Raw genomic sequence first — 25,107 nt, 5'->3', positions numbered from 1 at the left:
TCATGCCTCTGGCCATGCAAGACGCCCAGGTAAATCCGGACCCAACACCGCGAGCCGTACGAGTGCCAGTCCTGCCACAGATGGCTGCACCGCCCCGGCCCGAACCCTCGCTCATCCCCCTTGCCGTCAGTGGACGACTGCCATCACGGCGCCGCGTCGCTGCCGGGGGCCAGGGCATCGGGGCGGATGCGCATCCCAACCCCTCGAAGTCGTAAGGAGCCAGCGTGCTTCGAATATCCCGGGGCCGTTATGCCCTGTTCGCAGTCATGGCGATGATACTGAGCGTGATATCCGGGGTGGCTACCCCCCGCGCGTACGCCGCAGTCTCGACATCGATCACCGTCGACGGCACCAAGCCAGGCCGGGTGTTCGACGGAGCCGGCGCGATCAGCGGAGGTGGAGGAAACACTCGACTGCTGATCGACTATCCCGAACGGCAGCGCAACGAAATCCTCGACTACTTGTTCAAGCCCGGCGTCGGCGCCTCGCTGCAATCACTCAAGCTTGAGATCGGAGGGGACACCAACTCCACCGACGGCGCCGAACCCAGCCACGAGCACACCAGGGGCAAGGCGGACTGCGACGCCGGCTATGAGTGGTGGCTGGCCCGCGAGGCCCAGGCCCGAAACCCGAACATCACGTTCTCCGCCCTGGCTTGGGGCGCACCGGGCTGGGTCGGCGGCGGGGACTTCTGGACCAAGGACACGATCGACTACCTGATGCGCTGGATGGACTGCGCAAAGCAGAACAACCTGGAGATCGACTATCTCGGCGGCTGGAACGAGCGGGGGTGGAAGGCCTGGTGGTTCGTCGACCTCAAGAACGCCCTCAGGTCGAAGGGCTACGCGACCAAGGTCGTGGCAGCTGAGCACAACTGGGATGTCGTCGACGAGATGGAGAGAAACGCGGCGTTCCGGGAGGCGGTGGACGCCATCGGCGTGCACTACCCGTGCGGCTACTCGGGCGGGGCAGCCATCGGCAACAACCACGCGACCACCGCCTGCCCCGAGTACAACACAACAGATCCCTTGTCCGACTGGAACCGCAACCAGAAGGCCCAGAACATGGGAAAGCGACTGTGGGCCAGCGAGAACGGATCACAGGACACGGAGGCGGGCGCCGCGAACGTGGCGCGGGCCCTCAACCGGGACTACATCGACGGTCGGATGACCTCGTACTACAACTGGCCGCTGATGGGTGCGCTCTACCCGAACACCTACTTCGCCTTCAATGGGCACGTCTCGGCCAACCAGCCCTGGTCGGGCCACTACCGGGTCGGCAAGACCGCCTGGGTCATGGGCCACACGACACAGTTCACAGAGGTCGGATGGAGGTACCAGGATTCCGCCAGTGGCTATCTGGGTGGTGACCGTTCCAACGGCAGCTATGTGACGCTGCGAGCACCCGAGGGTGGCAACTACAGCACGATCATCGAGACGACGCAGGCCACCGCCCCGCAGACGCTGGATGTCCAGGTCACCGGCGGGCTGTCAACGGGTCAGGTTCACGTGTGGGCCACGAACGTCGACACGAACTCGGACAGTTCGTACGGTGATGACAACTTCACGCACACCACCGATGTCACCCCCTCCGACGGCAAGTACACCGTGACACTGCAGCCCGGTCGCGTCTACACGCTGACCACGAAGGCCGGGGGAGGCAAGGCCTCGACGACGGCGCCGGCGGTCGGCTCGCTGAGCCTGCCGCAGTACAACGACTTCGAGACGCCGGGCATCACCGAGTCTCCGAAGTACTTCACGGACATGAACGGCGCCTTCGAGACCGTGACCTGCGGTGGCGGACGCGGGGGCACGTGTCTGCGTCAGATGGCCACGGCAAAGCCGATCCGCTGGACCGGGGAGAAGTACTACGCGCCGTACACCTTCATGGGCGACGACGCGTGGAGCAACTACACCGTCAGCGCGGACGCCATGCTGGAACAACCCGGAGCAGTGGAACTCCTCGGCCGCGTGGGCATGCAGGGCAGGAACAACAACGGCCTGGAGGCGTACCGTCTGCGGGTGAGCGACACGGGTGCCTGGTCGATCCTCAAGAGCGACAAGGAGTCGAACTTCACCACCCTGAAGAGCGGCACCACAGCGGCCCTCGGCACCAACCGCTGGCACTCCGTCGCCCTGACCATGCAGGGATCAACCATCACCGCCAAGGTCGACGGCACAGTCCTGGGCAGCGTCACCGACTCGACCTACGCTCACGGCCGCGCCGGCCTGGGCACGGTCGACTCCGTCGACGCGACGGCGGTGAGCGGATACGAGACACAGCAGTTCGACGCCTTCTCGGTCGCGCCCGGGACCGATCCGACCCCCAAGCGTGTCGGCGCCATCCCTTCGGGCATCGCCGACATGTGCCTGGATCTCCCCGAAGGCAAGCTCAAGGACGCAACTCGGGTGAAGACCTACCGGTGCAACAACAGTTTCGCGCAGACCTGGACCTACCACCCGGCCGACGACACGATCAGGATCGGCGGCACCTTCTGTCTGGATGTCCCCAGGAAGGCCACGACGAACGGCACCAAGGTCGAGATCTACACCTGCAACGGTGGATACAACCAGAAGTGGACGCAGCTGGCCGACGGCAGCCTCCGCGCCACACAGTCCGGCCGATGCTTGGACGTCCCGGCGTTCGCCACCAGCCCTGTCGAGGTTGAGATCTACACCTGCAACGGCGGTAACAACCAGAAATGGAAGCTCCCCGTCTAGGAAGCTGGCGGAGATCCCATGTCATCCAGGAGATCTCCGCCCCACCTCGACACCTCCAACAGCGGCATCCGCCCCTGCCGCTGCCCGGAACCTGGCCGAGGAACGCCCCCGTCTCATCGACACCTTCGGTCTGCGGCTGACGGTCGTCCGCGGCCACGCACCGAAGGCGGCATGGTGGTCAGCGCCCCCGACTCCGTCACCGACCCGCCCCGCACAGCCGACCCTGCTGACCGGATGGACGAGCGGCACACGACCGTTGGGGACCTGACCGGCGCACCCCACCCCACCCGCCTCCACTCAATCCCCGCCGAGGGCAAGTCCGTTTGGTTCGCCAGCCCCGCCCTGCCCACTGAACCCCGCTCTTTCGAGCTCCGTGGTCCCAGTGCACGAGGTGGACTGCCGGACCTTCGGATGCCCCGCACCGCGCCCCTCACCACGCAAAGACCCAAGAAAGAGGTTCTCATGCGAATAACAAGACGTCTCGCGGTCCCGGTCGGCCTGGGTCTCGCGGCATGCGCCCTGACCGGGACCGGCGCTACGGCCCACGCGGTCTCGGCACAAGCCCCCGTCTCCGGCACCGTCTACACCCTGACGAACGGCGCGAGCAAAAAGCTGATGGACGTCAAACTCGCCTCGACCGCCCCCGGCGCACCCGTCATCCAATACACGTCGAACAACGGGGCCAACCAGCAATGGTTGCTGACCCGGACCAGCTCCGGCGCCTACACCATCAGGAGCGCCAACAGCGGCCTGTGTCTGGACACCCCTGCCCCGCAGAGCGAAACTCCGCAGCTCGTCCAGAACACCTGCGACGGCGCCAGCGACCAGCAATGGAAGCTCCAGCCCGCCGGCGACGCCTACAACCTTGTCAACGCCGCCAATGGCCTGGTCGTCGACAACAAGCAGTCGTCGGACAAAGACGAAAACGAGATCATCCAGTGGACGTCCAATGGAGGCGACAACCAGCGCTGGACCCTCACCCCGGTCTCCGCCCCGCTCACACGGGTCGGCAATTACACCGCCGGCCTGATGAAAAACGGTGAATCGTTCACCGACAAAAGCATCCGCATGGTCGCACACACCACCGTCGCAGGGTCCCAGCTCCGCGTCCGACTCAGCAACCGCTATGGCACCGGACCGCTGACCATCGACGCCGTCGACCTTGCCAAGGAAGGCAGTGCCCCCGGCACCGCCGTCCCCGGCACCCATCGCACCGTCCTCTTCGACAAGAGGGCCTCCGTCACCATCCCCGCCGGGCAGGACATCGCCAGCGACCCGATCCCGATGGCCGTGGCCGCGGACACGAACCAGCTCGTGAGCCTCCACGTGTCGGGCACGTCCCCCGCCGCCACTTGGCACCATGAGGCACAGCAGCAGGCCTGGGTCGCCTCCGGCAACCACGTCGCCGACGACGGCCTCGGCAACTACCCGACGAACAAGTCGTCCTGGTACTTCCTCGAAGGCCTGGACGTCATCTCCTCGACCGCCACCGGAACCGTGGTGTGCGTCGGGGACTCCATCACCGACGGCGTCGGTTCCACTTGGGGTGCCAACCGCCGCTGGCCCGACTACCTCGCCCGGCGCATGAACTCCGCTTCCGGCGGCCCCGCCCTCGGCGTCGTGAACGCCGGCATCGGCTCCAACCGGGTACTGACCGACGCCTGGTCGACCAACCCAAGCCTCAAGAGCCGGTTCGGCCGGGACGTGCTTGGCCAGCCCAACGTCAAAAGCGTGATCCTGCTGGAGGGCATCAACGACATCGGCAGCAACACCGGCCCGAACGGATCCAGCCCTGTGACCGCCGCGGATCTCCAGAACGGTATGAAGACCGTGATCGACCAAGCCCACGCCGTCGGCGTGAAGATCATCGGCGGCACGATCCTGCCTTACGCGGGGGCCCAGTACTACACGCCCGAGGGCGAGCAGGTCCGCCAAGCCGTCAACCAATGGATCCGCACCAGCGGTGCCTTCGACGGCGTCATCGACTTCGACAAGGCCATGCAGGATCCCCGCAACCCTCAGGCCCTCAATCCCGCCTACGCCAGCCCCGACAAACTGCACCCCAACGACGCCGGCTATCAGGCGATGGCCAACGCCGTGAACCTCGCCCTGCTCACGCCGTAGGTCAGCGTTCCTTCCCCCTTCCTGCCCTGGAGAGCCGCATGTCCCGCACCCCCGCACGAAGTTGGACCAGACGCATCACCGTCCGGGTCCTCGCCGCCGTAGTCGCCGTCGCCGGCCTGGCCGCGCTCGACCGGCCGGAGCCTTCGGCGCCTCTGTCCGCCCAACCAGCCGCCGTGAGCACCCATCAGACAGGTGTCACGCCGCCGCCGATGGGCTGGGCGTCGTGGAACAGCTTCTTCAGCAGCATCGACCACAACGTGATCAAGCAGCAGGCCGATGCCCTGGTCTCCTCCGGCATGGCCGCCGCCGGCTACAAGTACGTCAACCTCGACGACGGCTGGTGGCAGGGCCAGCGTGACGCGAACGGCAACATCGTCGTCGACGAGAACATGTGGCCTGGCGGCATGAAGGCGATCGCCGACTACATCCACAGCAAGGGCCTCAAGGCCGGCATCTACACCGATGCGGGCAAGAACGGCTGCGGCTACTACTACCCCACCACCCGGCCCAAGGCGCCCAACACCGGTATGGAGGGCCACTACCAGCAGGACCTGGAGACCTTCCAGCGCTGGGGCTTCGACTACGTGAAGATCGACTTCTGCGGCGGCCGTGTGGAGGGCCTGGACCAGGAGACGACGTACAAGCAGATCGCCGCCGCCAACGAGGCCGCCTCGGCCGTGACCGGTCGCAAGCTGGTGCTGTCGTTCTGCGAGTGGGGCTCCGGACGGCCGTGGAACTGGGCGCCGGGATACGGCGACCTGTGGCGCACCAGCGTCGACATCCTGCAGAAGGACGAGACCCCGCAGCTGACCAAGATGTACTACAACTTCGACGAGGCCCTCCAGCCCGCGGCCCAGCACACCGGGTACTACGACGACCCCGACATGCTGATGGTCGGCCTGAACGGAATGACCGCCGCCCGCAACCGGCTGCACATGAGCCTGTGGTCGATCGCCGGCGCCCCGCTGCTGGCCGGCAACAACGTCGCCACCATGAGCGCGGAGACCCGCGACATTCTCACCAACCCCGAGGTTCTCGCCGTCAACCAGGACCCGCGCGGCCTGCAGGGCGTCAAGGTCGCCGAGGACACCAGGGGCCTGCAGGCCTACGGCAAGGTGCTCTCCGGCACCGGCAAGCGCGCGGTCATGCTGTTCAACCGCACCGGCTCCGCCGCGAACATCACCGTCCGCTGGGCCGACCTTGGCCTGAACCCGGACTCCGCCACCGTGCGCAACGCCTGGACCCGCACCGACGCCGGATCGTTCGCGACCAGCTACACCACCTCGGTCCCGGCGAACGACGCGGTTCTGCTGACCGTTTCCGGCACCGAGGCCTCAGGCAGCACCTACGAGGACACCACCACCGCCACCACTCCGACCTTCAGTAATGTCACCGCCTCCACGGCGGGCACCAAGCTCGTCGACATCACCTATGCCAACGGCGGCAGCACCGCCCGCAAGGCCACCATCCAGGTCAACAACCAGTACAAGTACGTCGTGGCCTTCCCGCCCACCGGCTCGGCCACCACCTATCGGACCGTCTCCCTGCTCGCGCACCTGGCCAAGGGGGCGAACACAGTCAGATTCGCGGCGGTCTCCGGCAGCACTACCCCCGACATCGACGCCCTCCGCGTCCAGGGCATCCCCGGCACCGATGGCGCGGCCCTCGTCGGCGCCGTATCCGACCGCTGTGTGGACATCGATAGGAACGCCCACATCAACGGCACCAAGCCACAGTTGTGGGACTGCTCCGGCGGACGCAACCAGACCTTCCAGCAGACCTCGCGCGGCGAACTCGTCGTCTACGGCGACAAGTGCCTCGACGCCGTAGACGACAACGAGGACGACAAGGTGGTCATCTGGGACTGCCACGGCGGCACCAACCAGAAGTGGACCGTCCACTCGGACGGCACCATCACCGACCTCAACGGCAAGTGCCTGGATGCCTCTGGTGCGGCAACCGCCAACGGCACCCAGCTGATCCGGTGGCAGTGCAAGGGCCAGGCCAGCCAGAAATGGACCCTCTCTTGACCTCGCCCACCTCAAGGGGCGGCGGGGCCACGAGACCAGTCGAAGTGACAGATGTAACCGGAACCACCGGGACGGAGGCTGAAGACCCGAACAGAAAGGCAGGGCACTCCATGCCGGACGAGGTGTCCTCTCATCCCAGTCGCCGCGTCGTGGTCGGCGGTGGGCTGGCCGTCGGAGCCGCTGTCGCGGCCGGTTCGTATCTGTCTGCGGCACCGGCGGAGGGCACGCCCGCTGCCGCCGAAGCGATGCGACAGGTCTCCCTCACCGTCAACGGCGAGCGCCTGAAGCTCGCCGTCGACCCGCGCAGCAGCCTCCTCGACACCCTGCGGGACGAGGTCGGCGTCACCGGCCCCAAGAAGGGCTGCAACCAGGGGGCGTGCGGGGCGTGCACCGTGCACCTCGACGGACAGCGCGTCCTGTCGTGCCTCACCTTCGCGGTCCTGCACGACGGGCAGGAGGTCACCACCGTCGAAGGCATCGCCGACGGCGACCGCCTGCACCCCGTGCAGCAGGCCTTCATGGACCACGACGCGTTCCAGTGCGGCTTCTGCACCTCCGGGCAGATCATGTCGGCTGTCGCGCTGCTTGAGGGCGAGGAGCCGGGGATCACCAAGGACCGTATCCCCGAAGCCATGAGCGGCAACCTGTGCCGGTGCGCGGCCTACTGCAACATCAGGGACGCGATCACGTCGGCCTCGGCAACGATGGCGAAGGGGCGGTAGCCGTGGAGCCCTTCAAGTACGTTCGCGCACGCAGCGTCGGCGAGGCGGTCGGTCTTCTCGCCCGTCACCCCGAGGCCGAGGTGATCGCCGGCGCCACCGATCTGACCACGCTGATGCGCGACGGCATCCGGCGGCCGAGCCACCTCATCGACCTCAACGGGCTCGCCCTCGACGAGATCACCGACCTGGCGAACGGTGGACTGCGCATCGGCGCACTGTGCCGCAATGCCATTGACGACCCGCGGATCGTGCGGGGTTTCCCCGTCCTTGTCGAGGCGTTGCGCTCGGGCGCGTCCCCGCAGATCCGCAACCGTGCCACCTTCGGCGGCAACCTCCTGCAGCGGGTGCGCTGCCCCTACTACCGGCAGCCGGAGTTCGCCTGCAACCGCCGCGAGCCGGACTCCGGCTGCGCGGCGCTGGAGGGTGACAGCAGCCGACATGCCATCCTGGGCACCAGCGGCTCCTGCATCGCCGTCCATCCGTCCGACTGCGCCGTGGCGCTCCAGGCACTCGACGCCGAGATCGTCGTCCGGGGCCCCCGTGGACAGCGGCGTGTCCCGATCGACGACTTCCACCGGTTGCCGGGCCGCACACCCGAGCGCGAAGTCATGCTGCGCGACGACGAGATCATCCTCGCGGTCGAGCTGCCGGGCCGTGCCTCCTCGGCACACTCCCACTACGTCAAGTTCCGCGAACGCGCCTCGTACGCCTTCGCGTTGGCGTCCGCCGCCGTCGCTGTGGAGGTGCGCGGCGGCACGGTCCGCTCGGCCCGGATCGCGCTGGGTGGCGTCGCGCCCAAGCCCTGGCGTGCGAGGGCGGCGGAGCACGCCCTGCTCGGCCGGCCCTTCGGCAAGGACGCCATCGACGCGGCCGCCCGCGCGGCGACCAGTGGCGCGGCCCCGCGCCCCGACAACAAGTACAAGGTGAACCTGGCCCAAGCGGTCGTGCGGCGGGCCCTCACCGAACTCGGAGGTGCGCGATGACATTCAGGACCGAGGTTCCCGAATCCGGGCTCGGCGCGCCGGTCAACCGCGTCGAGGCGCGCGACAAGGTCACGGGCTCGGCCCGATACACCGCGGACGTGCGCCTGCGGGGCATGGTGCACGCCATCGTCATCACGAGCACGATCTCCGCGGGCCGGGTGCGCCGTATCGACACCGGACGGGCCCTGTCCGCGCCCGGCGTGCTCACCGTCATCACCCACCGCGACCGGATGCCCTGGCGGGGCACCCCCGCCGATAGTGGCTATCTCGAAAATCGCTTCCCGCTCGCCGACGACAAGATCACCTACTACGGGCAGCACCTCGCGATCGTCGTCGCCAAGAGCCTGGAGCAGGCCCAGCACGCGGCGTCACTCGTGGACATCGACTACGAAGAGCACAAGCCCGTGCCCACGATCGACGAGGCGTTGCCCGACGCCTACACCGCGAGCGGGCGCCTCGTCCGCCCGCCGTGGCCACAGCACCTGGTGCTCCCGCCGGGCGCCGACCCGCAGGCGGCACTGGCCGGTGCGGATGTGCGTACCGACGCCACCTATCGGGTGCCGCACTTCAGCCACGTGCCGCTGGAGCCGGGCGCCGTGGTCGCCGAGTGGTCGGGTGGCACGCTCACGCTGAACGACTGCAGCCAGGACGTGCACGGCCACCGGGAGGTCGTGGCCGCCGTGTTCGGGCTGCCGCCGGAACGCGTCCGGGTGCTGTCCCCGCTGGTCGGCGGGGCGTTCGGCAACAAGACCGACGTGTGGGGGCACTCCCTGCTCGCGGCGCACGCGGCCAACGTGGTCCGACGCCCCGTCAAACTCGTGCTCAGCCGCAAGCAGGTGTTCACTTCGTCGGGCCACCAGCCGCCGATCGTTCAGCGCATCCGGCTCGGAGCCAGCAGCGAGGGCAAACTCGCCGTGATCCTCCACGACACGGTGAACGCTACCGAGGTGCGCGGCGACCGGCCCGAGCCCGCCATCGTCTCCACCGCGGGCTCGTACGCCGCGCCGGTCCTGGCCATGGACGCGAAGATCGCCAAGGTGAACATCGGCCCCTCCATCAGCCTCCGCTCCCCGGGCGACGCCCCCGGCTCCTTCGCCCTGGAGAGCGCCATGGACGAACTGTCCTACCGCCTCGGCATGGATCCACTGGAGCTGCGCCGCCGCAACCACCTCACCTCGGATCCGCTGACCGGCAAGCCGTGGAGCGCCAAACACCTCCTCCAGGCCTACGAGTTGGGAGCCGAGCGCTTCGGATGGTCCCGGCGCACGACCGAACCCCGCTCGATGCGCGACGGCGGCGAACTGGTGGGCTACGGCATGGCCACCGCCGTACGCGGCGAAATCCCCGACCAGGCGCGGGCCGAGGTGGAGATCCGCGCCGACGGAACGGCTCAAGTGCGCACCGCCACGCAGGAGATCGGCACCGGTGCCCTCACCCTCGTCGCCCAGATCACGGCGGCGGGCACCGGCGTGCCCCTGGGCAGGGTGTCGGTCCGCGCGGGCGACACCAACCTGCCCAGGACCGCGGGCAACGCAGGCTCGCGCACCACGGGCTACACCGGCTCCGCCGTCCACCTCGCCGCCGGGAAGGCCCGCAAGGACGCGGTACGGATGGCCGTCACCGACCCGGACTCGCCCCTGCACGGGCTGGCGGACGGCGAGGTCGAGGCGGCCGACGGGAGGCTGTTCCACCGGGACGACACCAGGCGCGGGGAGACTTACCGTGCCCTGCTGGCCCGCCACGGCGGCAAGCCGGTGGTGGCCGAAGCCAGCTACACCCCCCGGACCACCCACTCCGTGGCCACCTTCGGCGCGCACTTCACCGAGGTGCGGATCGAGCCGGACCTGCCGAGGGTCCGTGTCACCCGGCACGTGGCGGTCTTCGACGTCGGCCGGATCACCAACCACAAGGCGGCCAGGAACCAGGCCCAGGGCGGCATCGTGTTCGGCATGGGCTGGGCGCTGATGGAGAAGCTGACGCCCGATCCGGTCTCCGGCCGGTACATCGACTCCGCGCTCACCGACTACCACATCCCGGTCAACGCCGATGTCCCCGACATCGAGGTGCTGTTCATCGACGAGCCCGACACCATCGCGCACCCGCACGGTAGCAAGGGCATGGGCGAGGTGGTCTCGGTGGGCGTCGCCGCGGCCATCGCCAACGCCGTTCACCACGCCACCGGCAAACGGATCACCGACCTGCCCATCACCCCCGACAAGCTGGTGGGGTGACGTAGTGCTCGACATACTGCCGCAGCTGGCGGGGTGGTGGCGCGAGTCCCGGCCGTTCGCCCTGGCCACCCTCGTCGACGCGGCCGGCAGCACACCGTTCCCGGTCGGCACGGCGATGGCCGTCGACGGCGAAGGCACGGTCCTCGGCGCGATCAGCGGCGGCTGCGTCGACTCCGATGTCGCCGCGACCGCGCAGGAAGTGCTGGGCGACGGCCGCCCGGTGCTGCGCCGCTACGGTCCCGCCGGCCCCGACAGCGGACCGTTCGACGTCGGCCTGACCTGCGGGGGCACGGTCACGGTCTGGACCGAGCCGGTGCCGGCGGACGGCGCTCGGTGGCTGCCCGCCCTGGCCGAAGCCGTCCGGGCCGGGCGCCCCGTCGCGCACGCCGTACGGCTGTACGACACCGGCTCCTCGCACCTGGTCGTGCTGCCCGACGGCGGCTGGGAGGGCAGCCTCGGCACGGGCGAGGCGGACCGCGATGCCGAGGCGACGGCGCGGCTTCTGCTACCGGAAGGCGGTACCGCGGTTCTCAGCACCGGTCCACATCCGGACGTCTTCGTCGCCGCACACCCCGCGCCGCCGCTGCTGGCGATCGTCACCTGGACGCCGGTGGCCGGGCCCCTGGCCCGGATCGGCGCCGAGCTCGGCTACCGGCCGGTCGTTCTGGAGCACCGCCCGGTGTTCGCGGCGCAGGCACGGCACGCCGGTGTGGAGGTGCTGCCCGGGCTGCCGCAGACGGGACTGCGCACCCTGCGCGGCGAAGGCAGGCTCGACGGCCGCTCCGCCGTCGTGGTGCTCACGCACGACGCGCGGGTCGACGTGCCGGCGCTGCTGGAAGCCGCCGAGGCGGGCGTCGGATACCTGGGCGCGACCGGTTCGGCGGCGACGGTCCGGGACCGGAGCGGACGGTTGCGCGACGCCGGACTCGACGAGGCGGGACTCGCGGCGATCCACTCGCCGATCGGCCTGCCCCTCGGCGGCCGCTCCCCGGCCGAGGTCGCCACGGCGATCGCGGCCCAGCTCGTCGCCGTACGGGTCAGCCAACGGCATCCAGGTCCGCGTCGCGCAGTTGGGAGCGGCTGCTGATGCCCAGCTTGGGGAACACCTTGTACAGGTGGTAGCCGACGGTGCGCGGGCTCAAGGAGAGCCGCGCGCCGATCTCCCGGTTGCTCAGCCCCTCCGCCGCCAGCCGGGCGACCTGCAGTTCCTGGACCGTCAGCCGAGCCGACGGATCGCCGCCCCGCCGACGTGGCGCACCTCCCGCAGCGCGCAGCTGGGCGCGGGCGCGGTCCGCCTCGTCCCGCGCCCCGAGGCCCGCCAGCGTCTCCAGTGCCGAGCGCAGCTGTGTTCTGGCCTCGCCCTCACGCCGGTTCCGACGCAGCCACTCCCCGTACAGCAGTGCCGTATGCCCCCGGGCGAGCGGAGCGTCCGCCGCGCCCGGAGCCGAAAGGGCCGACTGGAAGTGCTTGTCGGCCGCGTCGCCCTCCGCGAGCAGGGCGCGGATAGCGTGCCGGGACAGCTCGGGCCAGGCCAGAGTGGTCCGCTCCGACCACTCCTCGAACGCCCGCGCCGGCTGCTCGGCGGCTTCCCCGCGGTCCGCGCGCACCTGCGCCTCCACCACGTCGAGGACGGCCTGCCGGGCCACCTGGCGGTGGGCGAACGGTGAGCCCAACTCGCCGAGCGCCGCGAGCTGTTCACAGGCTTCCGCGTAGTCGCCGGCGCCCAGGGACAGCCGCCCCAGCGCCCACTGCGCGGTGCCCGCCGCCGACCTGTTGCCCTGCGGCACCGCCAGAGCTTGGGCGCGTTCGGCGTACGCGCGGCAATCCGCCGCCTCGCCGCGCCCGGCGGACAGCAGGGCCAGCACCGCGAGCAGATCCGCCTCCAGGACGGGCTGCCCGACGTCCCGGGCCATCCGCAACCCCTCCTGCGCGTGCGCCTCGCACTCGGGCCACAGCCCGATCCGGTACTCCAGATCCGCAAGCCACGACAGAAGCAGGCCGCGGACCGCGAGCATCCCGGACGTCGCGAAACGGTCGCAGGCTTCGAGGATGAAGGACCTGGCCGTCCGAGGGGAGGGCCCGAGGTTGCTCAGCGCGGCAGGCCACACGTGGCGGTGGGCGTCGTTGCGGCTGAGGCCCTCCGGCGGGGCCTGGAGGATCTGCCAGGGAGTCAGCCCGTCCCGGGGACGGCCGACGACCGCGTCCGCCAGCCAACTCCCGTACCGGGCATACCCGGGGTCCTCGCCGCCGGCGGCCTCGATGAGCCGCGCGGCCCGCAGGGCCTCGTCCGTCCGGTCGGCGCGCAGCGCCCCGTCCACCGCCATGAAAGCCAGGGTCACCGCCTGCCCGGGGGAGTGGTTGATGAGCGCGGCCGCACTGTCCAGCAGCCGGGCCGTCGCCGCCTGCTGATCGCCACCCCAGAGCTCCATCATGCCCCGCAGCCGGTCCAGTTCCAGCTGAGTTCCGGCATCGGCGGGCTGGGACAGCGCCTCCCTCAGCAGCGGGTGGGCCAGCTGAGGGTTGCCCGACTTCCAGGCTGCTTCGGCCGCGGCGGCGAGTCGCCTGGTGTGCTGTTGTTCCGTGGGGCTCAGCAGCGCGGCCCGGTGCAGTACGGCCGCGGCCGCGGCGAGTCCGCCCCTGCGGCGCACGGTGGCCGCGCCGGCTTCCAGTGCTTCGGCCAGTTGCTCGTCGGGGCCGGTGGCCGCCAGCGCGCGATGCCACACGGCCCGTTCGTGCTGCCCGCCCTCCGGGTGTCGCGTCGCCAACTCGTCGGCGAGGGCGCGATGCGCGAGCGCACGCCGGCGAGCAGAGGCGTCGGCATACACCGCGGCCCGTACGAGCGGATGCGGGAACCTCAGTCGGCCGCCCGACACTTCCTCCAGGTGCCCCGCGGCCTCCACGACGTCCAGTGCCTGCTCGTCGACCGCCAGCCGCCGGGCTGCGGCGAGCACGATGCCGGTGCGGCCGCTGTCCTCCGCTGCCGCCACCAGCAGGAGGGTGCGGGCCGATTCGGGCAGTTCGCGGGTGCGTTCGGCGAAGACCTCGCGAAGACGCAGGCTGAGCGGGGCAGTTCCGGTGAGTACGACCTTCTCCGCGACCTCCGCCGGACTGCCGAGCCGTACCAGTTCCTGCAACGCCAGCGGGTTGCCTCCCACGGCGTCGGCGACGGCGCGCCTGGCCGGACCCGGAGTCCCCCAGCCGTGCTCGTCGAGGAGGGCGGACGCGGCGTCCGGGGTGAGCCCGCGGAGCGTGAGCCGCGGCAGGTCCCGAATGGCCTCTCCGGCTTCGCGGACGGCGGCGAGGAAGGCGATGGGGCGGCCTTCGAGGCGGCGGGCGGCGTAGAGCAGCACACCGGCGGTGGCCGGGTCGAGCCAGTGCAGATCGTCCGCGACAAGCAGCAGGGGGGTGCGCGCCGCGGCCCGGTCCAACAGGGACAGCACGGCCGTACGGACCATCAGATCCGTGGCGGGCGCGGTGGACAGGCCCAACGCGCTGCGCAGCGCGGCGACTTGATCGTCCGGCAGCTCCGGCAGCCGGTCGAGCAGCGGTGTCACCAGCCGCTGTAATCCGCCGAAGGCCAGGGCGACTTCGGCCTGGACGCCCGAGCAGGTCAGTACGTGCGTGCCGCTGCCGGCGGCGGCAACAGTGCGCCGTAGCAACGCGGTCTTGCCGACCCCGGCGTCCCCCTCCACGATCAGCGCTCCGCCCTGGCCAGCACTGGCCTCCGCGACAAGCCGGCTCAGTGCGTGGAGTTCCTTTTGCCGCCCGTGGAGCATGCGGTGAGGCTACCTCTCTGTGTCAGTGGTGGGGGGTGAGGAACGCCTCAATTGGGTCGATGTGTGTGGCGCGAGGATCCCAGGGAGGCTATGGTCACATAGTAGAACGACCGGTCTTTCTGCAGGGATGGCCCTCTGGGCTGTCCGGGCGGGTCCGCCTCCAGCTGTAGGACTCTCGCGAAGCGCCGGTGCACGTCGAACAGGGATGAAGAACTTCCATGACACCAATCCGCTCCAGGGCAGACTTACCCGTCGTCGTGGTGGCAGGTCTCACACGAGCCTCCGTCGAAGCCGGCTGCCTGACCGGATCAGCCTGATCACCTCAGACAGAGTCTTGTGGGCTGCGCGCCTCCCTCTGCGATCGCCGCCCGCACGCTGATCGACGAACAGCCGCCGACGCAGGACTTCCTCCCTACGCATATCGACGCCGTGGTCCTCCCCGAACCCTCGGCTCAACCACCGCCTGACAAGGCCCGCACTCAGCCCTGACGTGAACCGCCCACGTCGTAGGGCCGATCAACCCTGCCTCCCCGCCGGGCTGATCACCGCTGCCCCGAAGAACCCACGACCCACGACATGACCGGGAGTACGCCCTCGTGGCCACGTTTCTCTACAGACTCGGCCGACTCGCCTTCAGGCGACGGCATTTCGTCGCCCTCATATGGGTGGCACTGCTGACGCTCGCGGGCTTCGCCGCGGCCAGCGCCCCCGCGGCGAGCAACACGTCCTTCTCCGTCCCCGGCACCGAGGCCCAGAAGGCCTTCGACCTGCTGGAACAGCGCTTCCCCGGGATGAGCGCCGACGGCGGCAACGCCCGCGTCGTCTTCAAGGCACCCGCCGGCGAGAAGATGACGGACGCCGCCAACAGGGACGCCGCGCAGAAGACCGTCGACGAGTTGGGCGAAGGCTCCGAGGTCGCCTCCGTCGCCGACCCGTACAAGGCCGACGCCGTCAGCAAGGACGGCATGATCGCCTACGCGTCGGTCAAGTACAAGGTCCCCGGCATGGAACTGCAGGACGGCACCCGGGAAGCCCTGGAGGATGCCGCGCAGCACGCGCGGGACGCCGGGCTGACCGTGGAGGTCGGCGGAGACGCACTCCAGGCGCAGCCGGAGACCGGCGCCGGCGAGATCATCGGTATCGCGGTCGCCGCTGTGGTCCTGGTCATCACCTTCGGCTCACTGCTCGCGGCCGGCCTGCCACTGCTGACGGCCCTCATCGGCGTCGGCATCGGAGTCTCGGCGATCACCGCCCTCGCCAGCGCCCTCGACCTGGGTTCGACGACGTCGACGCTGGCCTCGATGATCGGCTTGGCGGTCGGCGTCGACTACGCCCTGTTCGTCCTCTCCCGCTATCGGACCGAACTGGCCGAGGGCCGCGAGCGCGAGGAGGCGGCCGGCCGGGCCGTCGGCACCGCGGGCTCGGCGGTGGTGTTCGCCGGTCTCACGGTCGTGATCGCGCTGGTGGGCCTGTCCGTCGTCAACATGCCGATGCTGACGAAGATGGGTGTCGCGGCCGCGGGCACGGTCGCCATCGCCGTCCTCATCGCACTGACGATGATCCCCGCGCTGCTCGGTTACGCGGGTCGGAGGGTCAGGCCGGCGGGCGAGAAGAGCAGGTTCCTGGGCGGCGCCCGAGCCGCGCGCAAGGCCGCTTCGTCCAAGGCCGAGCCCAAGCCCAACATGGGCACGCGCTGGGCGAGGTTCGTCGTACGCCGTCCGATCGCCGTACTGCTCCTCGGCATCGTCGGCCTCGGCGCCGCCGCCATCCCCACCACCTCCATGGATCTGGGCATCGGGGACGACAGCTCGCTGCCGACCTCGACGACGCAGCGCCGGGCGTACGACCTGCTGTCCGACGGCTTCGGCCCGGGCTTCAACGGCCCCCTGGTGGTCGTCGTCGACGCGAAGGCCAGCGACGACCCGGACGCGGCCTTCAAGCAGGTCGGCGACGACATCAAGGGCCTTGAGAACGTCGCGACCGTGACGCCGGCCGCCCCCAACAAGGCGGGCGACACGGCCACGATCACGGTGATCCCGGACTCCGAGCCGTCGGCGATCACCACCGAGGACCTGGTGTACGCGATCCGGGACGCGGGCACGGACATCAAGGCCGACACGGACGCGGAGGTACTGGTCACCGGTACCACAGCCATGAACATCGACGTCGCGCAGAAGCTGAACGACGCGCTGATGCCGTACCTGGCCCTGGTCGTGGGCCTGGCGTTCCTGCTGCTGATCGTGGTCTTCCGCTCGATCCTCGTCCCGCTGAAGGCAGCCCTCGGCTTCCTGCTGAGCGTGATGGCGGCCCTCGGTGCCGTGGTCGCGGTCTTCCAGTGGGGCTGGATGGCCGACCTCGTGGGCGTCGACGAGACCCGCCCCATCGTGGCGATCATGCCGATCTTCCTGATCGGTGTGGTCTTCGGCCTCGCGATGGATTACGAGGTGTTCCTCGTGACCCGGATGCGAGAGGCGTACATCCATGGCGAGAAGCCGAGCCAGGCCGTGGTGACCGGCTTCAACCACGGGGCACGGGTCGTGACGGCCGCGGCGGTGATCATGATCGCGGTGTTCGCGGGATTCGTCGGCTCCAGCGAGGCGATGGTCAAGATGATCGGCTTCGGACTGGCGATCGCGGTCTTCTTCGACGCGTTCATCGTGCGGATGGCGATCGTCCCGGCCGTGCTGGCTCTGCTCGGCAAGAAGGCGTGGTGGCTGCCGAAGTGGCTGGACCGGGTGCTGCCGAACGTGGATGTCGAGGGGGAGGCGCTGCGGACGCAGGCTGACTGGGCCCGCTCGTCGGGCTCGCCCGGCTCGGGCGATGTGAAGGGTGCGGGTCCGGGTGAGGAGCAGGGACTGGTGAACGTCTGAGTGCTCGGACCTCGGCGGCCCCCGGTATGACGGTGTGCGGTGAGCACATCATCGGGCCGGGGGCGCTGTCGGTGGGCGGACGGCTTCTCCGGCTGGAGAGGATCGGGCTGGTGGTGCCGCCGCGGGTGGCGGGCCGGCCGTCGTCAGTTCAGGGCCTCGCGGACGGCGGTCAGGACGGCCTCGGTGTCGGCGCCGAGCGCGCGGGCGGCTGAGGTGAAGTCCCGGGCCAATGTGGCGAGTTGGTCCGGACCGGGGCGGGTTGGTTTGGAGGGGGGTGTCGCGACCCGGGTGCCTGCCCCACGGCGGGTACGGATCAGTTTCGCGGCTTCCAGCTCACGGTAGGCGCGGGCCACGGTGCTCGGTGCCAGACCGAGGTCGGTGGCGAGCTGACGTACCGTCGGCAGACGCTCGTCCTCGGTCAGTCGGCCGGTGACGATCAGGGCGGCGAGCTGGGCGCGGATCTGGTCGTACGGCGGCACCGGGCTGGTGGTGTCGACGCGGACGGTGAATGCGGTCATCGTCGGGCAGCCCGGGGCGCCACCACGGCGAACAGGGACCATGCCAGGGTGATCAGGGACAGCAGGCCCAGGGGATAGATCGCCAAGGATGAGATGCCCATCATGTCGGCGCAGTTACTGCCCATCAGATCCGTGTGGATCGTCAGAACGACGAGCGACAGCTGGATCGAGACCAGCACCCCCCAGGCTGCGATGATGGCCGAGGAGCGGTCGCGGCGCTGCTGGTCGTCGCCCGCACGGCGGGCGACACGGCGCAGGGCCAAGGCGCAGGCGACCGTGCCGATGGCGAGAGAGCCGAGGATCTGGCGGCCGTCGAGAATGCCGGGCCAGAGGATGACGGGTGGTTCGGTCCCGTCACAGCCGTCGCCCCTGGCCCCGATCGCCCGGTGCATGGCGTCTTGGGTGCCCAAGGCGTCCCCCGCACCCACCACCGCGACAAGGATGACCGCCTGGAGGAGAAGCAGGAGAGTGATCCGGGGCGGCACGTGGTCTCGGATCCGGCGTGGGGTCAGACTGGCGGTGCGTACCGCCTCCCGAGGGAGGGGGGTGAGGGCGTCGCCGAGCAGGACGCCGCCCACCGCGCACAGGCCGAAAGCGGTCGCGAAGCTCACCAGGGGCACGCCGGCATCGAAGGCGCTGAGCGGGTACTTGGTGATGTCTACGGTGGCCCATAGCGGTGCGGCCACGACGCCGACAGCCAGACCGGCCCAGCGGGCGTAGCGGTCGGCGTGGGCTCGGGGGCGGGATTCGGGCTGGTGGGTGTCGAGCATGTGAAGACCCCAGTGGGTGGTGGCGGCTGCGCGGCCTGTATCGGTGGCAGCGGACGCCGCCTGCCGCAGGGCCAACTTGTATCGAGCAGTAAGTACAAGATGCCCGTGGCGGAATCTTGTGTCAATAGCTCGATACAAGTTGGCTGAGTGGCCATGCCCAGCAGTTCACAGCACGGCCCGGGTAGCGGCCGGTCCGCTGCTTCAAGCCCGGGGATCAGGATTGCGGCGCGTTGTTGTTGTCCCACTCCTCGGGCCGAGGTCTCCCCTATGACGGGCAAGGCACTTCGAGCATCGGGAAAGGAAGTGGTCAGCCGTGGTGGCGAGTGGGGAACGCGACGCCGCGTTGGTCGAGGCGGCCCGACAGGGGGCCCTGTGGGCACAGGATGAGCTGGTCGCCGCGTATCTGCCGTTGGTGTACAACATCGTGGGCCGGGCACTGAACGGGGACGCCGACGTCGACGACGTGGTGCAGGAGACCATGCTCCGTGCGCTCGGCGGGCTCGGCTCGTTGCGCGATCCAGAACAGTTCCGGTCCTGGCTGGTGGCCATCACGATGAACCGGATCCGCAGCCACTGGCAGACCAGCCAGGCGGCGCCGGCCGTTGCCGGGCTGCAGGACCTCCACGACGTGGCCGACCCCGGCGCGGACTTCGTGAACCTGACGATCGTCCAGCTGGGGCTTCAGGGACAGCGGCGGGAGGTGGCCGAAGCCACCCGTTGGTTGGATGAAGCCGACCGGGAGCTTCTGGCGCTGTGGTGGCTGGAGGCCGCGGGCGAGCTGACCCGGGGCGAGGTGGCCACGGCGCTTCAGTTGTCGCCGCAGCACACCGCGGTGCGGGTGCAGCGGATGAAGGCCCCGTTGGAGACGGCCCGCCTGGTGGTGCGGGCGCTGGCCGCGGTGCCCCGCTGTGTGGTGCTCGAGGACGGCACCGGGCTCTGGGACGGCGTCCCGTCGGCGCTGTGGCTCAAGCGGATCGCGCGGCACGCCCGCGACTGTCCGCTTTGCTCGCGCCTGCAGGCCGACCTGCTGCCCGCCGAGAAGTTGCCGGTGGGTCTGGGGCTGGTGGCATCGGCCGGGACGCTGTCCGGCCTCGCGGGGCTCGCGCCCGTCGGGGACGACGGTTTCGCCAACCCAGAACGCGGCCTTCGAGACCGGCATGCGAACGGGTACAGGCGGTCCCTTGGACCCGGCCGTGCACACAGATCAGGGCAGCCCTACCGAGGTGGCGCAGCTCAGCGGGGAGGCCGCCCCGGGTGTCGACGGCCGGTACCCCGCCGTCGGGGCGGACACCATCGTCCTTGGCGCGGCGGGGAGCGGTAATCCGCCCGGGCGCCGGAGCCTGCGCATACAACGCCGCATACCGAAGCGGCGTCGTGCCGCCGTGGCCGCCGCTGTCACACTGATCACCGCCGGAGGCGCCGGCGCGGCCATGGCCATCCTGTCGCCGGACACCGACACCGGACACCGGGCACCAGCCGGTGTGGGCGATCACCACCCCCGAGGGGGAGCCCAAGTCCGCCTCCCGATCCTCGACGCCGTCGCCGACCGCATCCCCCACGAGGTCAGCCACGGCCGAATCCACGGCCTCGCCGTCGTCCCCGCCGGCTACCAGTCCGCCGCCGACCGGTGTGAAACCCACGAGGCAGGCGACGCCGCCCACGCGTGCCGCAGCCCCGAAACCGACCATCAAGACGACTCCGACCGCTCCGTCACTGACCTCCCAGCTGATCGCCTAGCTCAATGAACGTCGCCGTGCGCTGGGACTGCCCGACGTCAAGGAGAGTGCCCAACAGGTGCAAGCCGCCCAGGCGTGCGCGGACAAGAACGCCGCCCGGCAGCCCGGCCCCAGCGAGCACTGCGGTTACGAAGTCCTCTACTGGTCCCCTAGTACCCCCGCCACACCGGAGCAGATGATGGAGGCCTGGTTCAACAGCCCCGGGCACAAGGCAGCCCTCACCCACCCCACTTCCCGCAACGCCGGCGCCGGAAGTGCCGTGGGCCCGAGCGGACTCATCTCTGCTCTCAACATCGACTACTAGGCGAACTGGTCCCGCGCTGGGGCGTGATGTGGACGCCGGTCCACGGCGAGGCCGCCCGTTCCGTGTGGCGGGCCGCCGGCGGAAGGGTCAGGCGGCGTGGCTCAGCATCACAGGGCCGGCGGGTACCGCGGTGCGGCCCACGATCGCGTGCACGGGACGGGCGGTGCGGACTGTGGCCGCGACCTGCGAGCGGCTTCGCGTGAAGACGACGAGGCGCAGCACCGCGAACCGCGCGATTCCGGCGAGTGCGGAGGCGGACAGGTAGACGGCCTGTTCAAGCATCACACCGGGTGCCGCCGCCAGTTGCTGAAGGACGAGCATCGCCACGGAGGTGACCGCATACGCGGCCGCCGCGGACCCGGCCGACTGCGCATGCTGGCGCCGGGTCGCGCGCCCGCCTGCGCCGAAGGTGAAGCGGGCATGCAACTCGGTGGCGAGGAGCGTGGAAACCACGGTGATCAGGGCGTTGGCCAGGCCCCAGTACATCCAGGAGGCGAGGGCCGCCACGGCGAAGCTGGAGGCGAGCCCCACTCCGCCGCCGAAGAGTACGAAGCGGGCGAAGGCGGTGAAGGTGCCGGGTGCCGCCTGCTGCTGACTCTCCGCTGACTCCATGATCCGACCCCCTTGATCGCTCGCTCTTGTGTGCCGTGATGGTCTGATGGCAGTCACCGAGGCCGTCCGACAAGACGCCCCTGATACGGAAGTTGACGGTGCGTCATCCCGCAACGGGAGTGAGCCGCACACGGATGCCCAGCGTGCTGTCCCTTCCCTGGAGCCGGCTCTGGAGGATCATGAGTCGGCCGAGGATGCCGTACTTGCGGGCGATGAGTTTGCGGTAGCGGGCCCCGGTCGCCTCGTCGGTGATCTCGGCGGTGGCGGGGACCTGGTCACCCGTCGGATTGCCGCGCAGGTCGCACGGGCCGACGAGGATGTCGTCGCGTGCCCGGATCCTCTTGACCTTCCAGGAGTCGGCTGGGGTCCGTATGCCCAGCGTGTCGCCGTCGCGTACCACCCACACGGGGCTGGCGACCGGGGTGCCGTTCTTGCGGTAGCTGGTGACGAGCATGTACTTGCCGGCGCCGAGCTGCTCCAGCGTGTCGTCCATGATGCGTTCGTGCTCCTTGCTCTTGCGTTCGAGGTTGGGGGGGCCGGATTGCGTACCGCCCGCCCGGGGCCGGGACGGTTCAGCTCAGCGGGACGTCGAGGACGGCCTTGCGGTGGCTGAAGGTCTCGATGGAGTAGCGGCCGTGGTAGTTGCCCATGCCGCTCTGGCCGACGCCGCCGAAGGGGAGGGTCGGCACGGCGAGGTGGCGCATCGGCAGGCCGAAGTTGAGGCCGCCGGAGGAGGTCTCGGCGGCGAGGCGGCGCTTGGTGGTGTTGTTCTCGGTGAAGGCGTACAGGGCGAGCGGCTTGTCGCGCTCGTTGATGAACGCGATCGCCTCGTCCAGGTCCGCCACGGTCAGGATCGGCAGGACGGGGCCGAAGATCTCCTCCTGCATCACGGGCTCGTCGGGCCGGACATCGGCCAGCACGGTCGGGGCGATGTACCTGTCCGCGCGGTCGGTCTGCCCGCCCGTGACGGTACGGCCGGAGCCCAGCAGCGCGGACAGCCGGTCGAAGTGCCGCTCGTTGATGACCCGTCCGTAGGCGTCGGAGGTTTGCGGGTCCTCGCCGAACAGCCCCTTGAGCGTGACGGCGAGGGCGGCCTGGAGTTCGGTCGCGGTGTCCGGGTCGGTCAGGACGTAGTCGGGGGCGACGCAGGTCTGTCCGGCGTTGGCGAACTTCGTCTGCGCCAGGCGCTGCGCGACCGTGGTGATGTCGGCGTCCTGGTCCACGAACACCGGTGATTTGCCGCCGAGTTCGAGGACGACGGGGGTGAGGTTCTTCGCGGCGGCGGTCATCACGATGCGGCCGACGGTGCCGTTGCCGGTGTAGAAGATGTGGTCGAAGTGCTGCTCCAGCAGTGCGCCTGTCTCCGGGGCGCCGCCCTCGACGACCGCGATCGCGTCGGTGTCGAGGTACGCGGGCAGCAGCTCGGCCAGCAGCGCCGAGGTGCGGGCGGCGTAGTCGGCGGGCTTGATGACGACCGCGTTGCCGGCGGCGAGCGCGCCCGCGACGGGCACGAGCAGCAGGTTGACCGGGTAGTTCCACGCCGAGATCACCAGGGCGACACCCAGGGGGTCGAAGACCGTGCGGGCGGTGCTGCCGGGGAACCCGGGCATTGTCACGGGGGCGGGCTGAGGGGCGGTCCACTCCTCCAGGCGCTCCAGGTAGTCGTCGATCTCGGCGATCGTGAGATCGATCTCCATGGCGTCGGCCTCGGCGCGGTTCTTGCGCAGGTCGGCGTAGAGGGCGTCGGCTATCGCCGCGCGGTTGTCGTTGAGCAGGTCGCGCAGGCGGGTCAGCTGCTGCCGACGCCAGGTCAGGGGCTTGGTCCGGCCGGTGCGGAAGGTGGCGCGCAGCCGGTCCACCAGCGCGGTGGCTTCGACGGCGGTGAAAGTGTCGTCGAGCGTGAAGGCTGCCTTGGTGTCAGTCACAGTCGTGTCCTGTTCGGTGAGGGGGAAAGCCGGTCGGTATCCGGGCGAAGGAGAATCGCCGCCGTGCAGGTGGCTCGGTCAGGCAGTGACGGCCGTGCGGGCCGGCGCGGTCTCGGCGTCGCTCGACGCGGGGGGAGTGGTCTCGTCATCGCTCGACGCGGCGAGCGTGTCGATGGCCGGCGAGAGGGACCTGCGGCGGACCGCCAGGCCGACCATGGCCACGCCGATGACCAGCAGGAACGCCATACCGGCGAGGGCGAAGGTCAAGGTGTACTGGCTCTCGGCGGGCAGTGCGGGGACTCCGGCGGGCAGGTTGTCGAGCGTCTTGGAGGCGAGAAGCGAGGTGACGACCGCGCTGCCGATCGCGCTGCCGGCTGAACGGGAGATGGAGTTGATGCCGTTGGCGATGCCGGTCTGGTGGTGCGGCACGCCGGCCACGATCAGGGCGGGCATCGCGGCGTAGCCGAAGCTGATGGCGATACCGACGACCATGCCGGCCAGGATCACCGACGCGGTGGTGTCGTGGGCGAGGGTCAGCCAGGCGAAACCGATGACCCCGAAGGCGGCACCGACGGCGAGGGTGAGACGCGCGCCGATGCGGCGGACCAGCACGCCTCCGAACTGGGCGGCGACCAGCGAGACGAGGGCGGAGGGCAGCAGGTAGACGACGGAGGCGCGCAGGACGGAGGCGCCGAAGCCGTAACCGGCTATCTCGGAGGGTGTCTGGACCAGGTAGGAGACGCCGATGAACTGCGCGAACATGGCGAACCCGACGAGCAGCCCGGCGACGTTGGTGAACAGCACCGGCCGGTGGACGAACATCTTCATGTCCACCAGGGGCTCGCGGACCTTGCGCTCGATCACGACCCAGATGACTGTCATGACGGCAGCGCCGGCGAAGAGGCCGAGTGTGCGGGCCGAGGTCCAGCCCCAGGTGTGGCCCTGCGAGATGGGCAGCAGGAGCAGGACGAGCACGAGGGCGAGGCCGGCGGCGCCGAGCCAGTCGGTGCGCCCGCCGGTCCGGGTGCGAGGCGCGGGCACGGCGACCGCGACCGCGATGAGGGCGGCGGTGGCCAGTGCGGCGGCCAGCCAGAAGACCTGGTGGTAGTCGGGGTTGGCACCCTGGGAGAGGAGTCCGGCGCTCACCAGGGCGAGGCCGCTGCCGAACCCGAGGGTTCCGCTGACCAGGGCCATGGCGCCGGGCAGCCGCGCGGGCTGGACCTCTGCGCGCAGTACGGACAGCGCGAGCGGGAAGATCGCGGTGGCGGCGCCCTGCATCACGCGGGCCACGATGAGCCACAGCATCGAACTCGTGGTCGCGGCGAGCACGGATCCGGCGACCATCACCACCAGCACTCCGAGCAGCGTCGGCTTGGTGCCGTGCTGGTCACCGAGGCGCCCGAGGAGCGGTGTGAAGACCGCGGCCGACAGCAGCGTGGCGGTGGTGACCCAGCTGACCTGAGCCGTGGTGGCGCCGAGGTCGTTCTGGATGATGCCGAGGATCGGGATGACCAGGGTCTGCATCATCGACACGACCATGGCGGCGAGGCCCAGTACCAGGACGAGGCTGAGGCTGCCGGTGCGGCGCTCCGGAGCGGTGGCAAGGGAGGACTTCACGGTCTTCTTTCCGGTGGAAGGGGGTGCCCGAAGGATGGATGCATCGATGGTCGAGGGGGGAGACCATTGAGGTACTCGATGCTTGAGGACATCAAACAATAAGAGCTGGTGGATGTCAAAGGTTGGGAGCTTCAAGCTTTTCGCGGTACGCTCGACGCATGTCCCCGAC

18 protein-coding genes are annotated in these 25,107 nt (G+C 69.9%); 11 read left to right on the top strand and 7 right to left on the bottom strand.

Going from position 1 to position 25,107, the window contains the following annotated elements; translation table 11 throughout:
• Nucleotides 1-296: 296 nt before the first annotated feature.
• The 7 genes from POF73_RS40330 to POF73_RS40300 all read left to right on the top strand — a co-directional run bounded on the left by POF73_RS40330 (nucleotide 297) and on the right by POF73_RS40300 (nucleotide 11,897).
• Nucleotides 297-2,720, top strand: coding sequence for a ricin-type beta-trefoil lectin domain protein (locus POF73_RS40330; protein WP_272124378.1), 2,424 nt, complete (start codon nucleotides 297-299; stop codon nucleotides 2,718-2,720).
• 411 nt (nucleotides 2,721-3,131) lie between these two features.
• Nucleotides 3,132-4,844, top strand: coding sequence for an RICIN domain-containing protein (locus POF73_RS40325; protein WP_272124377.1), 1,713 nt, complete (start codon nucleotides 3,132-3,134; stop codon nucleotides 4,842-4,844).
• Nucleotides 4,845-4,882: 38 nt separating this feature from the next.
• Nucleotides 4,883-6,874, top strand: coding sequence for a ricin-type beta-trefoil lectin domain protein (locus POF73_RS40320; RefSeq protein ID WP_272124376.1), 1,992 nt, complete (start codon nucleotides 4,883-4,885; stop codon nucleotides 6,872-6,874).
• A 110-nt stretch (nucleotides 6,875-6,984) separates the two neighbouring features.
• A complete protein-coding gene (locus POF73_RS40315; protein WP_272124375.1) occupies nucleotides 6,985-7,596 on the top strand; it encodes a (2Fe-2S)-binding protein in 612 nt (203 codons plus the stop codon).
• A gap of 2 nt (nucleotides 7,597-7,598) precedes the next feature.
• On the top strand, nucleotides 7,599-8,579 hold the full coding sequence (locus tag POF73_RS40310; protein ID WP_272124374.1) for an FAD binding domain-containing protein: 981 nt from the start codon (nucleotides 7,599-7,601) through the stop codon (nucleotides 8,577-8,579).
• Nucleotides 8,576-10,810 (top strand): xanthine dehydrogenase family protein molybdopterin-binding subunit, encoded by a 2,235-nt coding sequence (locus POF73_RS40305; RefSeq protein ID WP_272124373.1) that lies wholly within the window; start codon nucleotides 8,576-8,578, stop codon nucleotides 10,808-10,810. The genes POF73_RS40310 and POF73_RS40305 overlap by 4 nt, the downstream gene beginning before the upstream one ends.
• Before the next feature lie 4 nt (nucleotides 10,811-10,814).
• Nucleotides 10,815-11,897 carry an XdhC family protein gene (locus tag POF73_RS40300; RefSeq protein WP_272124372.1) on the top strand — a complete coding sequence of 361 codons (1,083 nt, stop codon included), beginning with the start codon at nucleotides 10,815-10,817 and terminating at the stop codon, nucleotides 11,895-11,897.
• On the opposite strand, the gene POF73_RS40295 is transcribed toward POF73_RS40300, so the two are convergent.
• Entirely contained in the window at nucleotides 11,848-14,586 is a 2,739-nt protein-coding gene (locus tag POF73_RS40295; protein WP_272124371.1) for a helix-turn-helix transcriptional regulator, read from the bottom strand. The two genes, POF73_RS40300 and POF73_RS40295, sit on opposite strands and share 50 nt — an antisense overlap.
• 596 nt (nucleotides 14,587-15,182) lie before the next feature.
• Between POF73_RS40295 and POF73_RS40290 the strand changes: the two genes are divergently transcribed.
• Nucleotides 15,183-17,456: an MMPL family transporter gene (locus tag POF73_RS40290; RefSeq protein WP_272124370.1), complete on the top strand. Its 2,274-nt coding sequence runs from the start codon at nucleotides 15,183-15,185 to the stop codon at nucleotides 17,454-17,456.
• 143 nt (nucleotides 17,457-17,599) lie between these two features.
• On the opposite strand, the gene POF73_RS40285 is transcribed toward POF73_RS40290, so the two are convergent.
• On the bottom strand, nucleotides 17,600-17,974 hold the full coding sequence (locus tag POF73_RS40285) for a GntR family transcriptional regulator (RefSeq protein ID WP_272124369.1): 375 nt from the start codon (nucleotides 17,972-17,974) through the stop codon (nucleotides 17,600-17,602).
• Nucleotides 17,971-18,744 (bottom strand): hypothetical protein, encoded by a 774-nt coding sequence (locus tag POF73_RS40280; RefSeq protein ID WP_272124368.1) that lies wholly within the window; start codon nucleotides 18,742-18,744, stop codon nucleotides 17,971-17,973. The genes POF73_RS40285 and POF73_RS40280 overlap by 4 nt, the downstream gene beginning before the upstream one ends.
• A gap of 313 nt (nucleotides 18,745-19,057) precedes the next feature.
• On the opposite strand from POF73_RS40280, the gene POF73_RS40275 reads away from it, so the two are divergent.
• The 3 genes from POF73_RS40275 (at nucleotide 19,058) to POF73_RS40265 (ending at nucleotide 20,784) form a co-directional block, all read left to right on the top strand.
• Complete coding sequence (locus POF73_RS40275; RefSeq protein ID WP_272124367.1) at nucleotides 19,058-20,065, top strand: RNA polymerase sigma factor; 1,008 nt, start codon at nucleotides 19,058-19,060, stop codon at nucleotides 20,063-20,065.
• 61 nt (nucleotides 20,066-20,126) lie between these two features.
• A complete protein-coding gene (locus POF73_RS40270; RefSeq protein ID WP_272124366.1) occupies nucleotides 20,127-20,489 on the top strand; it encodes a hypothetical protein in 363 nt (120 codons plus the stop codon).
• A gap of 49 nt (nucleotides 20,490-20,538) precedes the next feature.
• Nucleotides 20,539-20,784 (top strand): CAP domain-containing protein, encoded by a 246-nt coding sequence (locus tag POF73_RS40265; RefSeq protein ID WP_272124365.1) that lies wholly within the window; start codon nucleotides 20,539-20,541, stop codon nucleotides 20,782-20,784.
• An 87-nt stretch (nucleotides 20,785-20,871) separates the two neighbouring features.
• Here the strand turns inward: POF73_RS40265 and POF73_RS40260 are convergent, their stop codons facing one another.
• The 4 genes from POF73_RS40260 to POF73_RS40245 form a co-directional block, all read right to left on the bottom strand.
• Nucleotides 20,872-21,396: a hypothetical protein gene (locus POF73_RS40260; RefSeq protein WP_272124364.1), complete on the bottom strand. Its 525-nt coding sequence runs from the start codon at nucleotides 21,394-21,396 to the stop codon at nucleotides 20,872-20,874.
• 103 nt (nucleotides 21,397-21,499) lie between these two features.
• On the bottom strand, nucleotides 21,500-21,889 hold the full coding sequence (locus POF73_RS40255; protein WP_272124363.1) for a PPOX class F420-dependent oxidoreductase: 390 nt from the start codon (nucleotides 21,887-21,889) through the stop codon (nucleotides 21,500-21,502).
• A 79-nt stretch (nucleotides 21,890-21,968) separates the two neighbouring features.
• Complete coding sequence (locus POF73_RS40250) at nucleotides 21,969-23,321, bottom strand: aldehyde dehydrogenase family protein (protein WP_272124362.1); 1,353 nt, start codon at nucleotides 23,319-23,321, stop codon at nucleotides 21,969-21,971.
• Between the two features lie 78 nt (nucleotides 23,322-23,399).
• Nucleotides 23,400-24,938 carry an MFS transporter gene (locus POF73_RS40245; protein ID WP_272124361.1) on the bottom strand — a complete coding sequence of 513 codons (1,539 nt, stop codon included), beginning with the start codon at nucleotides 24,936-24,938 and terminating at the stop codon, nucleotides 23,400-23,402.
• Between the last annotated feature and the right edge of the window lie 169 nt (nucleotides 24,939-25,107).

Origin of the sequence: Streptomyces sp. HD (assembly GCF_028369295.1) — a bacterium.
Taxonomy (GTDB): domain Bacteria; phylum Actinomycetota; class Actinomycetes; order Streptomycetales; family Streptomycetaceae; genus Streptomyces.
Note: the sequence above shows the minus strand (reverse complement) of the source record. Positions and strands in the feature narration are given on the sequence as shown.

Bases quoted from the DNA above. Each gene is read 5' to 3' on its own strand.
- POF73_RS40305 (WP_272124373.1), top strand. From the start codon at position 8,576: ATGACATTCAGGACCGAGGTTCCCGAATCCGGGCTCGGCGCGCCGGTC.
- POF73_RS40255 (WP_272124363.1), bottom strand. From the start codon at position 21,889: ATGGACGACACGCTGGAGCAGCTCGGCGCCGGCAAGTACATGCTCGTC.
- POF73_RS40260 (WP_272124364.1), bottom strand. From the start codon at position 21,396: ATGGAGTCAGCGGAGAGTCAGCAGCAGGCGGCACCCGGCACCTTCACC.
- POF73_RS40285 (WP_272124369.1), bottom strand. From the start codon at position 17,974: ATGACCGCATTCACCGTCCGCGTCGACACCACCAGCCCGGTGCCGCCG.
- POF73_RS40315 (WP_272124375.1), top strand. From the start codon at position 6,985: ATGCCGGACGAGGTGTCCTCTCATCCCAGTCGCCGCGTCGTGGTCGGC.
- POF73_RS40320 (WP_272124376.1), top strand. From the start codon at position 4,883: ATGTCCCGCACCCCCGCACGAAGTTGGACCAGACGCATCACCGTCCGG.
- POF73_RS40295 (WP_272124371.1), bottom strand. From the start codon at position 14,586: ATGCTCCACGGGCGGCAAAAGGAACTCCACGCACTGAGCCGGCTTGTC.
- POF73_RS40280 (WP_272124368.1), bottom strand. From the start codon at position 18,744: ATGCTCGACACCCACCAGCCCGAATCCCGCCCCCGAGCCCACGCCGAC.
- POF73_RS40325 (WP_272124377.1), top strand. From the start codon at position 3,132: ATGCCCCGCACCGCGCCCCTCACCACGCAAAGACCCAAGAAAGAGGTT.